The 14,374-nt window shown below is 72.5% G+C and carries 12 protein-coding genes; 4 read left to right on the top strand and 8 right to left on the bottom strand.

The genetic code is table 11. The features are described from left to right. Positions 1-15: 15 nt before the first annotated feature. Both AC07AW_RS29070 and AC07AW_RS29065 read right to left on the bottom strand, forming a co-directional pair. A complete protein-coding gene (locus tag AC07AW_RS29070) occupies positions 16-2,154 on the bottom strand; it encodes a 3-hydroxyacyl-CoA dehydrogenase NAD-binding domain-containing protein (protein ID WP_478818419.1) in 2,139 nt (712 codons plus the stop codon). After that, positions 2,151-3,365 (bottom strand): thiolase family protein, encoded by a 1,215-nt coding sequence (locus tag AC07AW_RS29065; RefSeq protein ID WP_478818418.1) that lies wholly within the window; start codon positions 3,363-3,365, stop codon positions 2,151-2,153. The genes AC07AW_RS29070 and AC07AW_RS29065 overlap by 4 nt, the downstream gene beginning before the upstream one ends. Positions 3,366-3,674: 309 nt before the next feature. On the opposite strand from AC07AW_RS29065, the gene AC07AW_RS29060 reads away from it, so the two are divergent. Next, positions 3,675-4,796 carry an alpha/beta fold hydrolase gene (locus tag AC07AW_RS29060; RefSeq protein WP_478818615.1) on the top strand — a complete coding sequence of 374 codons (1,122 nt, stop codon included), beginning with the start codon at positions 3,675-3,677 and terminating at the stop codon, positions 4,794-4,796. Between the two features lie 53 nt (positions 4,797-4,849). On the opposite strand, the gene AC07AW_RS29055 is transcribed toward AC07AW_RS29060, so the two are convergent. From AC07AW_RS29055 to AC07AW_RS29045, 3 genes are all read right to left on the bottom strand, one after another. Next, the gene (locus AC07AW_RS29055; protein ID WP_478818417.1) at positions 4,850-6,133 is read right to left on the bottom strand and encodes a ribonuclease D; all 1,284 of its coding nucleotides are present in this window, start codon (positions 6,131-6,133) and stop codon (positions 4,850-4,852) included. Positions 6,134-6,213: 80 nt separating this feature from the next. Then, positions 6,214-6,879: a response regulator transcription factor gene (locus AC07AW_RS29050; protein ID WP_359513086.1), complete on the bottom strand. Its 666-nt coding sequence runs from the start codon at positions 6,877-6,879 to the stop codon at positions 6,214-6,216. 228 nt (positions 6,880-7,107) lie between these two features. After that, entirely contained in the window at positions 7,108-7,800 is a 693-nt protein-coding gene (locus AC07AW_RS29045) for a DUF3000 domain-containing protein (protein ID WP_478818416.1), read from the bottom strand. An 89-nt stretch (positions 7,801-7,889) separates the two neighbouring features. Here AC07AW_RS29045 and hemE point away from each other — a divergent pair, with 89 nt between their 5' ends. Further along, positions 7,890-8,966: a uroporphyrinogen decarboxylase gene (gene hemE / locus AC07AW_RS29040; RefSeq protein ID WP_478818415.1), complete on the top strand. Its 1,077-nt coding sequence runs from the start codon at positions 7,890-7,892 to the stop codon at positions 8,964-8,966. Between the two features lie 58 nt (positions 8,967-9,024). On the opposite strand, the gene AC07AW_RS29035 is transcribed toward hemE, so the two are convergent. The 3 genes from AC07AW_RS29035 to AC07AW_RS29025 all read right to left on the bottom strand — a co-directional run bounded on the left by AC07AW_RS29035 (position 9,025) and on the right by AC07AW_RS29025 (position 11,907). Continuing rightward, positions 9,025-9,465 carry a hypothetical protein gene (locus AC07AW_RS29035; protein WP_478818414.1) on the bottom strand — a complete coding sequence of 147 codons (441 nt, stop codon included), beginning with the start codon at positions 9,463-9,465 and terminating at the stop codon, positions 9,025-9,027. 66 nt (positions 9,466-9,531) lie between these two features. Beyond that, complete coding sequence (locus AC07AW_RS29030; protein ID WP_478818413.1) at positions 9,532-10,905, bottom strand: FAD-dependent oxidoreductase; 1,374 nt, start codon at positions 10,903-10,905, stop codon at positions 9,532-9,534. A gap of 9 nt (positions 10,906-10,914) precedes the next feature. After that, positions 10,915-11,907 carry a DUF4349 domain-containing protein gene (locus AC07AW_RS29025; RefSeq protein ID WP_478818412.1) on the bottom strand — a complete coding sequence of 331 codons (993 nt, stop codon included), beginning with the start codon at positions 11,905-11,907 and terminating at the stop codon, positions 10,915-10,917. Positions 11,908-12,046: 139 nt separating this feature from the next. Here AC07AW_RS29025 and hemG point away from each other — a divergent pair, with 139 nt between their 5' ends. Beyond that, complete coding sequence (gene hemG / locus AC07AW_RS29020; RefSeq protein WP_478818411.1) at positions 12,047-13,510, top strand: protoporphyrinogen oxidase; 1,464 nt, start codon at positions 12,047-12,049, stop codon at positions 13,508-13,510. A 17-nt stretch (positions 13,511-13,527) separates the two neighbouring features. Further along, entirely contained in the window at positions 13,528-14,241 is a 714-nt protein-coding gene (hemQ, locus tag AC07AW_RS29015; RefSeq protein ID WP_478818410.1) for a hydrogen peroxide-dependent heme synthase, read from the top strand. Positions 14,242-14,374: the final 133 nt, after the last annotated feature.

Here is a 14,374-nt window from a genome sequence, read left to right as displayed (position 1 = left end):
TTGACGCCCTGGGTGTTACGCCGGGACGCTCGCCACGCCCTGGGCCAGGAAACGCTTGCCGTTGACGCGCTCGGAGACGCCCTCACGGTCCAGGTACGGCGTGATGCCGCCCAGGTGGAAGGGCCAGCCCGCGCCCGTGATCAGGCAGAGGTCGATGTCCTGCGCCTCGGCGACGACACCCTCCTCCAGCATGAGGCCGATCTCCTGCGCCACCGCGTCCAGGACGCGGTCGCGGACCTGCTCCTCGGTCAGGACGACGTCGCCCTGCTTGAGGAGGGCGGCGACCTCCGGGTCGAGCTCCGGCTTGAAGCCGTTCTCGGGCTTGTAGACGTAGAAGCCGCGCTTGCCGGCCTCGACGACCGCCTTCAGGTTGGGGGAGACCGTGAAGCGCTCGGGGAAGGAGCGGTTCAGCGTCTCGGAGACGTGCAGACCGATCGCCGGGCCGACGAGCTCCAGGAGCACCAGCGGGGACATCGGCAGGCCGAGCGGCTCGACGCCCTTCTCGGCGACGGCGACCGGGGTGCCCTCGTCGATGACGTTCTGGATCTCGCCCATGAAGCGGGTCAGGATGCGGTTCACGACGAACGCCGGGGCGTCCTTGGTGAGGACTGCGGTCTTCTTCAGCTTCTTGGCGACACCGAAGGCGGTGGCCAGGGAGGCGTCGTCGGTCTTCTCGCCGCGGACGATCTCCAGGAGCGGGAGGATCGCGACCGGGTTGAAGAAGTGGAAGCCGACCACGCGCTCCGGGTGCTGGAGCTTCGACGCCATCTCCGAGACGGAGAGCGAGGAGGTGTTGGTGGCGAGGATCGCGTGCGCCGGGGCGACCGCCTCGACCTCCGCGAACACCTGCTGCTTGACGCCCATCTCCTCGAACACGGCCTCGATGATGAAGTCCGCGTCCGCGAAGCCCTCGGCCTTGTCGAGGACACCGGAGACCAGGCCCTTGAGACGGTTGGCCTTGTCCTGGTTGATGCGGCCCTTGCCGAGCAGCTTCTCGATCTCGCCGTGGACGTAGCCCACGCCCTTGTCGATGCGCTCCTGGTCGATGTCGGTCAGGACGACCGGCACCTCCAGGCGGCGCAGGAAGAGCAGGGCCAGCTGGGAGGCCATCAGACCGGCGCCGACGACACCGACCTTGGTGACCGGGCGGGCCAGGGACTTGTCCGGGGCGCCGGCGGGGCGCTTGCCGCGCTTCTGCACCAGGTTGAAGGCGTAGATGCCGGAGCGCAGCTCGCCGCCCATGATCAGGTCCGCGAGGGCCTGGTCCTCGGCGTCGAAGCCCTTCTGCAGGTCGCCGTCCTTGGCGGCCTCGATGATGTCGAGGGCGCGGTAGGCGGCCGGGGCGGCGCCGTGCACCTTGGAGTCGGCGATGGCGCGGCCCTTGGCGACGGCCTGGTCCCAGGCCTCGCCGCGGTCGACCTCGGGACGCTCGACCGTCACGGAGCCGTTGAGGACGCCCGCGGTCCAGATGAGCGACTGCTCCAGGAAGTCGGCGCCCTCGAAGATCGCGTCGGCGATGCCGAGCTCGAAGACCTGCTTGCCCTTGAGCTGACGGTTCTGGTTCAGCGAGTTCTCGATGATGACCGAGACGGCCTTCTCGGCGCCGATCAGGTTCGGCAGGATGGCGCAGCCGCCCCAGCCGGGCACCAGGCCGAGGAAGACCTCGGGCAGCGAGAAGGCCGGGAGGGCCTTCGACACGGTGCGGTAGGAGCAGTGCAGACCGACCTCGACGCCGCCGCCCATGGCCGCGCCGTTGTAGTACGCGAAGGTCGGCACGGCGAGCGCGGACAGACGCTTGAAGACGTCGTGGCCGCCCTTGCCGATGGCGAGCGCCTCGTCGTGCTTCTTGAGCAGCTCGACGCCCTTGAGGTCGGCGCCGACGGCGAAGATGAACGGCTTGCCGGTGATGCCGACGCCGACGATGTCGCCGTTCGCGGCCTCGGCCTCGACCTGGTCGATCGCCGCGTTCAGGTTGGCGAGGGACTGCGGGCCGAAGGTGGTCGGCTTGGTGTGGTCGAAGCCGTTGTCCAGCGTGATCAGCGCGAACCGACCGGCACCGGCCGGGAGTTCGAAGTGCCGTACGTGGGCCGAGGTGACGACCTCGTCCGGGAAGAGCTCGGCGGCGCCCTTCAGAAGCTCGGCGGTGGTGCTCACTTGCCCTCCCAGTGGGGGTTCTCCCAGATGACCGTCGCGCCCATGCCGAAGCCGACGCACATGGTGTTGAGGCCGTAGCGGACCTGCGGGTTCTCCTCGAACTGGCGGGCCAGCTGCGTCATCAGTCGGACGCCGGAGGAGGCGAGCGGGTGACCGTAGGCGATCGCGCCGCCGTACTGGTTCACGCGGGCGTCGTCGTCGGCGATGCCGTAGTGCTCCAGGAACGCGAGGACCTGAACGGCGAAGGCCTCGTTGATCTCGAACAGCTGGATGTCGTCGATCGTCAGGCCGGCCTTGGCCAGGGCCTTCTCGGTCGCCGGGATCGGGCCGTAGCCCATGACCTCGGGCTCGACGCCGGCGAAGGCGTACGAGACGAGGCGCATCTTGACCGGGAGGTCGTTCTCCCGGGCGAAGTCCTCGGAGGCGATGATCGAGGCGGTGGCGCCGTCGTTGAGGCCGGCCGCGTTGCCCGCGGTGACGTTGCCGTGGACGCGGAACGGCGTCTTCAGGCCGGTCAGCGACTCCAGGGTGGTGCCCGGGCGCATCGGCTCGTCGGCGGTGACCAGGCCCCAGCCGGTCTCGCCGGTGGAGGCGTCGGTGCGGCGCACCGAGATCGGCACCAGGTCCTGCTGGATCTTGCCGTCGGCGTACGCCTTGGCGGCCTTCTCCTGCGAGCGCACGGCGTACTCGTCGGCGCGCTGCTTGGTGATGCTCGGGTAGCGGTCGTGCAGGTTCTCGGCGGTCATGCCCATGAACAGGGCGGACTCGTCGACCAGCTTCTCGCTGACGAAGCGCGGGTTCGGGTCGACGCCCTCGCCCATGGGGTGGCGGCCCATGTGCTCGACGCCACCGGCGATGACGGCGTCGTACGCGCCGAAGGCGATCGAACCGGCGACGCTCGTCACGGCCGTGAGGGCGCCGGCGCACATGCGGTCGATGGAGTAGCCCGGCACCGACTGCGGCAGGCCGGCGAGGATGCCCGCCGTGCGGCCGAGGGTGAGGCCCTGGTCACCGATCTGCGTGGTCGCGGCGATGGCGACCTCGTCGATCTTCGCGGGGTCGAGGCCCGGGTTGCGGCGCAGCAGCTCCCGGATCGCCTTCACGACGAGGTCGTCGGCGCGGGTCTCGTGGTAGATGCCCTTCGGGCCCGCCTTGCCGAACGGGGTGCGGACGCCGTCGACGAAGACGACGTCCCTGACGGTACGAGGCACGATGGCTCTCCTCCAGGGTGCGGGATGGCACTGCTGCTGCGGCCCACGCCTAAGCGTGCGCTTGCTCCCCCCATGCTACTTGTGGGTAACCAGGCTGCCCAGTCCCTGGGGGCCAAGCGGCGAAGGTCACATCCCGCGCGGGCCGCCGCGCCGCCCGCGCGCCCCTCCGCGCGCCCGGCTGATCGGAGGGTTCCACAACCCGATGGGCCCAGGACGGTCGCCGTGCCGTGGCGACGCCTCCCCGCCGGGCGGAGTCTGGCCGGGCCGGGGCACGAGGCCCCGGCGCCCAGCGCGCAGAAGGGACTCCCCGTGCCGATCGTCACCACCGATCACCAGGTCACCCATAAATCCACCGTTCCCGCGAACAAGGACGAGATCGTCAAGCTCTTCGTACGGGAGCGGAACGGCACGCCGCCGGGAGGGACGCGCAAGCCGGTCCTGATGCTCCACGGCCGGAGCGTCCCCGTGCTCGCGGGCTTCGACCTCCAGTACAAGACGTACAGCTGGGCCGAGGAGCTGGCGAAGGCCGGCTACGACGTCTTCATGATGGACCTCCAGGGCTCGGGGCTCTCGCCGCGCCCCAAGATGGACGACCCCCACAACGTCAACCCCGCCCAGCAGCACCTGCTGACCCCGAGGCCGCCGGGATTCGTGCCGGGCCCGCCGAGCTACCCGTACCAGCTGACCAACTCGTACAGCGACCGGGACGAGCTGAACACCGTCGTGAAGTTCGTCCTGAAGGAGTGCGGGACGGCGAAGCTCGCCTTCATCGGCTGGTCCGCCGCCGCCTTCCACATGGGGCCGTACGCGATCAACAACCCCGACAAGGTCGAGAGCCTGTTCCTGCTGGCCCCGATCTTCCCGGCCAACGGCTCCTCCACCCCGCCGTCCCCGCTGCCGCAGCCCGGCTTCCCGATGTTCATCGGGGGGAAGACGGGGTTCGTCAAGGCCTTGGACAACGAGACGCACTGCGTGGACCAGCGCGAACCCGGCATCACCGACGTGGCCTGGGACGCGATCATGAAGTGCGACCCGATCGGCAGCGCCTGGGGGCCGCCCACCGGGTTCAACAGGATCAGGAACTTCGTCAGGTGGGGATGGAACAAGACCACCGCGCCCCAAGGCGGAGTGCTCGGCGGAAGCGTGCCGGTGCTCATCGTGTACGGGGACAGTGACGCCCAGGCGAACACCTCACCGCCCGGCGCCGACCCGGAACTCAACTTCTCGGTCCCCGAGCTCTACGACGCCATCGCGGGTCCCCACAAGCTCATGGTCAAGCTGGACTGCGCGGGGCACTCGGTGGTGTGGGAGGCGCAGCACCAGAACGTGCACCACCTCTCGAAGCACTGGCTGAAGCACCTCAAGGTCGACGGCAAGACCCAGGGTGTCTTCGACATGGACACCGACGGCAACCTCAGCCCGGCCCCGTAGGAACGGCGAAGCCCCCGGTGCCTCTCCAGGCACCGGGGGCTCTTCGCGCGAGGTCAGGCCCCCGCGACCAGCGCCTTCACGAGCAGCGGGGTCACCAGCTCCACCTGCCACGGCCGGGCGCCGTGGCCCGTCAGGGCGGCGGCGACCGTCTCCGGGGTCGCCGGGTTCGGCGGCTCCCAGCAGACCCGGCGCACGGTGTCCGGGGTGATCAGGTTCTCCTGCGGGAGGTTCAGTTCCTCCGCGAGCGCCGAGACCGCCGTGCGCGCCGCCGCGAGGCGGGCCGCCGCGGCCGGGTCCTTGTCCGCCCAGGCGCGCGGCGGGGGCGGGCCCGCGACCTGCTGGCCCGGCTGGGGCAGCTCGCTCTCCGGGAGGGCCCTGGCCCGGTCCACCGCGGCCTGCCACTGCTCCAGCTGGCGGCGGTTCATCCGGTTGCCGAACCCGGGCAGCGCGAGGAGCGCGGCCGCGTTCACCGGCACCGCGAGCGCCGCCTCCACGATCGCCGCGTCGCTCAGCACCTTGCCGGGGGAGACGTCACGCCGCTGGGCGACCTTGTCACGGGCCGTCCACAGCTCCCGTACGACGGCCATCTGACGCCGGCGGCGCACCTTGTGCATGCCGGAGGTCCGGCGCCACGGGTCCTTGCGCGGCGGGGCGGGCGGGGCCGAGGCGATCGCGTCGAACTCCTGGTGGGCCCAGTCCAGCTTCCCCTGCCGGTCGAGCTCCTTCTCCAGGGCGTCCCGCAGGTCGACGAGCAGCTCGACGTCCAGGGCCGCGTACCGCAGCCACGGCTCGGGCAGCGGGCGGGTGGACCAGTCGACGGCGGAGTGGCCCTTCTCCAGGGCGTAGCCGAGGACGGACTCGACCATCGCGCCGAGGCCGACCCGCGGGAAGCCCGCGAGGCGTCCGGCGAGCTCGGTGTCGAAGAGCGAGGTGGGGAGCATGCCTATGTCGCGCAGGCACGGGAGGTCCTGGGTCGCGGCGTGCAGGATCCACTCGGTCCCGGCGAGCGCCTCGCCGAGCCCCGAGAGATCGGGGCAGCCGACGGGGTCGATCAGCGCGGTGCCCGCGCCCTCGCGGCGGAGCTGGACGAGGTAGGCCCGCTGGCCGTAGCGGTAGCCGGAGGCGCGCTCGGCGTCGACGGCCACGGGCCCGCTTCCGGCGGCGAACGCGGCGATCACCTCGGCGAGGGCGTCCTCCGTCTCGACGACGGGCGGAATCCCCTCGCGGGGCTCCAGCAACGGGATCGGAAGCCCATTCGCAGGGACATCGTCGTCCGGGGGGCCGCCCCCGGTGGTGCGCAGTGCTGTGTCTGCTGCGGTCTCTTGGGCGTCGGTCACGTGTCAAGGGTATCGGTGAACGGCAAGCGCCTGTCGACGGAACGTTCCGTCGACAGGCGCGGGCCCGTGTCCACCGGCCGTCAGTGGATGATCCCCGTCCGCAGGGCGACCGCGACCATGCCGGCGCGGTCCCCGGTGCCCAGCTTGCGGGCGATGCGGGCGAGGTGGCTCTTGACGGTGAGGGCGGAGAGCCCCATGGAGACGCCGATCGCCTTGTTCGACTGGCCCTCCGCGACGAGCCGCAGCACCTCGACCTCACGGCCGGAGAGCTCGCGGTAGCCGCCCGGGTGGCTCGGGGCACCCGGGGGGCGGCGGTGGCCGAGACGGGCCGCCGAGGCGCCGATGGGGGCGGCGCCGGGGCGGGTCGGGTGACCGATGTTGGTCCGGGTTCCGGTGACGACATAGCCCTTCACGCCGCCCGCCAGGGCGTTGCGTACGGCGCCGATGTCATCGGCGGCCGAGAGGGCGAGGCCGTTGGGCCAGCCCGCGGCGCGGGTCTCGGACAGCAGGGTCAGGCCGCTGCCGTCGGGCAGGTGGACGTCGGCTACGCAGATGTCGCGCGGGTTGCCGACGCGGGGACGGGCCTCCGCGATGGACGACGCCTCGATCACGTCGCGCACTCCGAGGGCCCACAGGTGGCGGGTGACGGTGGAGCGGACGCGTGGGTCGGCCACGACGACCATGGCCGTCGGCTTGTTCGGGCGGTAGGCGACCAGGCTTGCGGGCTGCTCGAGGAGAACGGACACCAGGCCTCCTGGGGGGAAGGGTGCGGGACGGAGCCGGCTCGGGGAAGAAGCCGGGGGCGAACCCATGCTGTGAAGGGGTCACTGACTCCTTCGGCAGCTGGGCCGCCCGCCTTTAGGGAAAGATCACGATTTGGTGAGTAACAATTAGGGCAATTCGGACGCGTGATCGATCATCCTACGAGTGGGCCTCGCTCCGTCACCCCCACGAGGGACTCCCGGGGAGGCGTTTCACGCCCCCTGCGGCCCCCGGCGCTGGGGAAGTGAGACGACCCCCGCGCCCGTCGCCGTCCCCGCCCCCGGATCCGCCGGTGCGGGCGGCAGCCCCGCGATCTGGCAGAGCAGATCGCACCAGGCCGCCAGATGCGCCCCCGTGTCCGGCACCCCGCCCATGCCCTCGCGCGGGGTCCAGGATGCCCGGATCTCGATCTGGGTCGCCGGTCTGCGGTCCGCGAGACCGCCGAAATAGTGCGAGCCCGCCATCGTCACGGTCCCGCTCGCCTCCCCGTACGCGAGCCCCCGCGCCTCCATGGCCCCGGTCAGCCAGGACCAGCACACCTCGGGCAGCAGCGGGTCCGCCGCCATCTCCGGCTCCAGCTCCGCCCGGATCAGCGTCACCAGGCGGAACGTGCCCTTCCAGGCCTCGTGCCCGTCCGGATCGTGCAGCAGCACCAGCCGCCCGTCCGCGAGGTCCTCCTCGCCCTCCACGACGGCCGCCTCCACCGCGTACGCGTAAGGGGCGAGCCGCTGCGGCGCCCTGGTCGGGTCGATCTCGATCTCGGACCGCAGCCTCGCCGACCGGAGGGCCTCCACCGCCCGCCGGAACGCGGGCGGAACCGGGTTCGTCTCCTTGCTCTCCGCCGTTTCGTCCGTCCCTCGATCGCCGTCGGAATGATCGGAAAAATGTCCCTGAGCCGCAGCCATGCCGGGAAGAGTAGGCGGAACGGGGCCTCCGTGCAGGGAGGACACCCGGCCCGGACGAGCGGCTTCACGTCACATGCGAAGATTTGGGCGTGAGTGCCAAGGACAGCCCGCAGGGCCAGCAGACGAAGCAGCAGTCGCGGACGTACGACTCCGCGTTCCTCAAGGCGTGCCGACGCGAGCCGGTGCCGCACACCCCCGTCTGGTTCATGCGGCAGGCCGGGCGCTCGCTCCCCGAGTACCTGAAGGTCCGCGAGGGCATCCCGATGCTCGAGTCGTGCATGCGGCCCGAGCTGGTCACCGAGATCACGCTCCAGCCGGTCCGGCGCCACAAGGTCGACGCCGCGATCTACTTCAGCGACATCGTCGTCCCGCTCAAGGCCATCGGTCTCGACCTCGACATCAAGCCGGGCGTCGGCCCGGTCGTCGCCGACCCGATCCGCACCCGCGCCGACCTGGCCCGGCTGCGCGACCTGACCCCCGAGGACGTCCACTACGTCACCGAGGCCATCGGGATGCTCACCGGTGAACTGGGCGACACCCCGCTCATCGGCTTCGCCGGCGCGCCTTTCACCCTCGCGAGCTACCTCGTCGAGGGCGGCCCGTCGCGCAGCCACGAGCGCACCAAGGCGATGATGTACGGCGACCCGCAGCTCTGGGCCGACCTGCTCGACCGCCTCGCCGAGATCACCTCGGCCTTCCTCAAGGTGCAGATCGAGGCGGGCGCCTCCGCCGTCCAGCTCTTCGACTCCTGGGTCGGCGCCCTCGCCCCGGCCGACTACCGCCGCTCGGTGATGCCGGCCTCCACGAAGGTCTTCGACGCGGTCGCCGGCTACGGCGTCCCGCGCATCCACTTCGGTGTCGGTACGGGCGAGCTCCTCGGCCTGATGGGCGAGGCGGGCGCGGACGTCGTCGGCGTCGACTGGCGCGTCCCGCTCGACGAGGCCGCCCGCCGCGTCGGCCCCGGCAAGGCCCTCCAGGGCAACCTGGACCCGGCCGTGCTCTTCGCCTCGCGCGAGGTCGTGGAGGCCAAGGCCGACGAGGTCCTCGCCGCCGCGAAGGACCTGGAGGGCCACGTCTTCAACCTGGGCCACGGCGTCATGCCGTCGATGGACCCGGACGCCCTGACCCGGCTCGTCGAGTACGTGCACACGCGGACGGCCCGCTGAGCGGCGCCCACGCGCGACTGTGCGCCGCCGGGTTCCGGCGGCGCACAGGGGACGGGCGTCAGGCCTCGCAGTTGACGGGCGGGTTGCCGGAGGCCACCCGGCACGCGTCGAGCCCGGTGCCGCCGTTGACGGCGCCCGCGTTCGGGCCGACGCGGAGGAAGTCGTTGTCCGCCTCGCCGAGGACCTGGGCCATCGGCCCGACGGAGCCGATGACCAGGACGTAGTCCTGGCCGGTGCCGCCCCGGACGACGGCGCCGCCGCCGACGTTGCCGTCGATGCGGATGTAGTCGGAGCCACCGAGGCCGTTGACCTGGTCACCGGCCGCGAGGGAGCCGCAGGTGATGTAGTCGGGGCCCGCCGTACCGACGACGTTCGTGCTGCTGACGGCGATGCCGTTGACCCGGCACGAGGCCACCGCGTGGGCGGGCGTCGCCGTCAGGGCGACCGGGGCTATGACGAGGGTGGCGGCGCAGAGCGCACGCATCGTGTGTCTGATCATGCGATTAGTGACGCATGGTGATCCAGTGGCCGCAATCCGTCACCAACGGTCACTCTGCCGCTCGGGTCATTCCGCCGCCCGAACGGCCGCCACCGCCTTGCGCGCGGCGACGAGCACCGGGTCCCACACCGGCGAGAACGGCGGCGCGTACCCCAGGTCGAGCGCCGTCATCCCCTCCACCGTCATCCCCGCCGTCAGCGCCACGGCCGCGATGTCCACCCGCTTCGCCGCGCCCTCCCGGCCCACGATCTGCACCCCGAGCAGCCGGCCCGTGCGCTTCTCGGCCAGCATCTTCACCGTCATCGGCGCGGCCCCCGGGTAGTAGCCGGCCCGGCTCGTCGACTCGATCGTCACCGTCACGTACCGCAGGCCCACCTCCCGGGCGTCCTTCTCCCGCAGGCCCGTCCGTGCGATCTCCAGGTCGCACACCTTCGACACCGCCGTGCCCACCACGCCCGGGAAGGTCGCGTAGCCGCCGCCCACGTTGGAGCCGATGACCTGGCCGTGCTTGTTCGCGTGCGTGCCGAGGGGAACGTGCCGCTCCCGGCCCGAGACCAGGTCCAGGACCTCCACGCAGTCACCGCCGGCCCAGATGTTCCCGTGGCCCCTGACCCGCATCGCCAGATCGGTGAGCAGCCCGCCGTACGCCCCCAGCGGCAGCCCCGCCGCCCGCGCGAGCGAGGTCTCCGGCACCACGCCCGTGCCGAGGACCACCACGTCCGCCGGGTACTCGGCGGCGTCCGTCGCCACCGCCCGCACCCTGCAGTCCGCGCCCGTGAGGATCTTCGTCACCGGCGCCGAGACGACCGTCGTGATCCCGAGCTCGTCCATCGCCCGGTGCACGAGCCGCCCCATGTCCGGATCGAGGGTCGCCATCGGCTGCTCGCCCCGGGTCAGCAGCGTCACCTCGTAGCCCCGGTTCAGCAGGGCCTCCGCCATCTCCACGCCGATGTACCCGGCGCCGACGACGACCGCCCGCCGCCCCGGCGTACCGGACAGCGAGTCCAGCAGTGCCTGGCCGTCGTCGAGGGTCTGCACCCCGTGCACCCCGGGCGCGTCGATCCCCGGCAGCGGCGGGCGCAGCGGCCGGGCCCCGGTCGCGATCACCAGCTTGTCGAAGCCCGTCCACGCCTCCGTACCCGCCTCCAGATCCCGCGAGCGCACCCGCTGTCCCGGGACGTCGATCTCCGTCACCTCGGTCCGCGTCCGCAGGTCGATGTCACGGGCCCGGTGCTCCTCGGGGGAGCGCGCGATCAGCTCCCCGCGCCTCGCCACGTCCCCGCCGACCCAGTACGGGATGCCGCAGGCCGAGTACGAGGAGAAGTGCCCGCGCTCGAAGGCGACGATCTCCAGCTCCCCGGGCCCCTTGAGCCTGCGCGCCTGCGACGCGGCGGACATGCCCGCCGCGTCGCCACCGATGACCACCAGTCGTTCGCTCATGAGGAGACGCTACTTCTCGGGGGCTTCCCGGGGCTGCGGGGTCTTCGGCGACTCGGACGCCGTGGGCGCCCCTGCGGCGTTGCGCGGGGTGTCCGGCAGCACGGGGGCCGCGCCCGCCGGGCGGGGCTTGCGGGCCGCGAGACGCGGGCGGAGCAGACGGCGCCACAGGACGAAGACGATCAGGGCCACCGCGAGCCACGGCGCCAGCGCGCTCAGCACGATGCCGATCCAGGCCGCCGCGCCCACCAGCGCGTTCCAGCCGCCGCTCAGGGCGTCCCCGAAGCCGGGACGGCCCTCCTCCCGCTCCTCCGCCGACGGCTTCTCGGGCTCGGAGAGCCACAGGGTGATCGTCGCCATCGACGTCCGGTCCTTCAGCGTGCCCTGCTGGGCGAGCAGCGCCTCCAGGTCCGCCTGGCGGCGGCTCAGCTCGCCCTCCAGGGTCACCACGTCGGACAGCTTCTGCGCCCGGTCCATCAGGGCCCGCACCCGTGCCACGCTCGCCCGCTGGGTGGCGATCCGGCTCTCCACGTCCACCACCTGGTCGGTGACGTCCTTGGCGGTCGCCTTGCGGTCGATCAGCTTCCCCGCGCCCGCGAGCTCGGTGAGGACGGAGTCGTACCGCTCCTGCGGCACCCGCAGCACGATCTGCGAGGTGAGGTGCGTCTCGTCGGCCCGCTCCGTCGTCTCCTTCTCCACGTGCCCGCCCGCGTCCGTCGCCACCCGGCGGGCGGCGGCCAGCGCCTTCGCCGCGTCCTTCACCTCGACGGTGAGCTCGGCGGTACGGATGACGTGCTGCTGGGCCGGCACCTTCGCCGCGGGCTTCCCGGCCGCCCCCGACGCGCTGTCGGCCGCTCCCTCGGCCGCCCCGTCGGCCGGCCTCGCCGCCGCCATGCCCCCCTTGCCGTCCGAGGCCGCGTCGGGGGCGCCCGCGCCGCAGCCGGTCAGGACCAGTGAGGCCGTCAGCAGGACCGCGGCCGTCGTTCTCGTTCTTGTTGCCCGCACGAGGATCCCCCCAGGATCGTGGTGAGTGATGCCCCTTTGACGTACGGGCCCGTCGTACGGGTTGCCCCCGGGCGGTAGCGATGCGGTCACGGTCCGGCCTCGGAACGGGAGCGGGCGGGCGATTTGAGAGAGTGGTGCCATGAACGCGGACACCACGGGACACCACGCCGGGCCTCATGTCGTCGTCGCCGGAGGCGGGATCGCCGGACTCGCGGCCGCCCACCGGCTGGCCCTCGCCGGCCACCGGGTGACCCTCCTCGAAGCGGACGCCCGGCTCGGCGGCAAGCTCCTCGCCGGGGAGATCGCGGGCGCGCCCGTCGACCTCGGCGCCGAGTCGCTGCTCGCCCGCCGCCCCGAGGCCGTCGCCCTCGCCCGGGCCGTCGGCCTCGGCGACCGGCTCCAGGCCCCCGCGACGACCACCGCGTCCGTCTGGTCCCGGGGCGAGCTCGTCCCCATGCCCAAGGGCCACGTCATGGGCGTCCCCGGCGACCCCGCCGCCGTCGAGGGCCTGCTCTCCGCCGAGGGCGTGCGCCGCATCGGCGGCGACCTGGAACTGCCGCCCACCGAGATCGGCGAGGACATCGCCATCGGCGCGTACGTCGCCGCGCGCATGGGCCACGAGGTCGTCGACCGCCTCGTCGAACCCCTCCTCGGCGGGGTGTACGCCGGTGACGCCCACCGCATCTCGATGAAGGCCGCCGTCCCCGCCCTCTTCCAGGCCGCGCGCGTCCACCCCACGCTCACCGCCGCCGTCCACGCCGTCCAGCGGGCCGGCGCCGCCACCCCAGCCGACGCGGCGGGCGCCGTCACCGGCCTCGGCGGCGCCGCCTTCCTCGGCATCGAGGGCGGCATCGGCACCCTCCCCGGCGCCGTCGCCGACGCGATCCGCGCCGCCGGCGGCGAGATCCACACCGGAACGCCCGTGAACGCCCTCGTCCGCACCGGCGCCACCGGCTGGCAGGTCGTGACCCCGCACCGGACCTTCGACGCCGACGCCGTCGTCCTCGCCACCCCCGCCGGGATCGCCGCCGGACTCCTCGGCGGTCACGCCCCGGACGCCGCCGCCGAGCTCGACGCCGTCGACTACGCCTCCATGGCGCTGATCACCCTCGCCTTCCGCCGCTCCGACATGCCCGCCCTGGCCGGCTCCGGCTTCCTGGTGCCGCCCGTCGACGGCCACACCATCAAGGCCTCCACCTTCTCCGCCCAGAAGTGGCAGTGGGTCGCCGACGCCGCCCCCGACCTGTTCGTGCTGCGTACCTCCGTCGGCCGCCACGGCGAGGAGGAGCAGATCCACCGCGAGGACGCCGACCTCGTCGCCGCCTCCCTCAAGGACCTGGCCGCCGCCACCGGCCTCACCGCCCGCCCCGTCGCGTCCACCGTCACCCGCTGGAGCGGCGGCCTGCCCCAGTACCCGGTGGGCCATCTCGCCCGCGTCGCCCGGGTCCGCGCGGCCGTCGCCGGCCTCCCCGGACTGCGTCTCGCGGGCGCCGCGTACGACGGCGTCGGCATCCCCGCCTGCATCGCCTCCGCCCATCGCGCGGCCGACGAGATCATCGCCACGTCGAAAAGGACCGACCCCGGTGCGGGGCACTCCCTGTGACGGGCGAGAATAGGCGTATGAGTGCGCCCGAAAAGATCCCGAACGCCGGTAAGAAGGCGAAGGACCTCAACGAGGTCATCCGCTACACCCTGTGGTCTGTGTTCAAGCTGCGCGACGTTCTGCCCGAGGACCGCGCGGGCTACGCCGACGAGGTCCAGGAGCTGTTCGACCAGCTCGCCGCCAAGGACATCACGATCCGCGGCACGTACGACCTGTCCGGTCTGCGCGCCGACGCCGACGTCATGATCTGGTGGCACGCCGAGACGAGCGACGAGCTCCAGGAGGCGTACAACCTCTTCCGCCGCACCAAGCTGGGCCGCGCTCTGGAGCCGGTCTGGTCGAACATGGCGCTGCACCGCCCCGCCGAGTTCAACAAGTCGCACATCCCGGCCTTCCTGGCCGACGAGAACGCGCGCGACTACGTCTCGGTGTACCCCTTCGTGCGCTCCTACGACTGGTACCTGCTGCCCGACGAGGACCGCCGCCGCATGCTCGCCGACCACGGCAAGATGGCCCGCGGCTTCCCGGACGTCCGCGCCAACACGGTCGCCTCCTTCTCGCTCGGCGACTACGAGTGGCTCCTCGCCTTCGAGGCCGACGAGCTGCACCGCATCGTCGACCTCATGCGCCACCTGCGCGCCTCCGAGGCGCGGATGCACGTCCGCGAGGAGGTCCCGTTCTTCACCGGCCGCCGCAAGAGCGTCGCCGACCTGGTGGCGGGCCTGGCCTGACGGCCGTACGAAACCTGGTGGCGGGGGGGGGGGGGGGGGGGGGGGGGGGGGGAGGTGGGGGGGAGGGGGGGGGGGGGAGGGGCGGGGGGGTAGGTACGCCAACCCCCCTCTTTCGGCGATCCTCGCTCCTCTT

This window comes from Streptomyces sp. NPDC044003, from assembly GCF_056435185.1.
The sequence above is the reverse complement of the archived record's forward strand: the minus strand, read 5'-3'. Positions and strand labels throughout refer to the sequence as shown.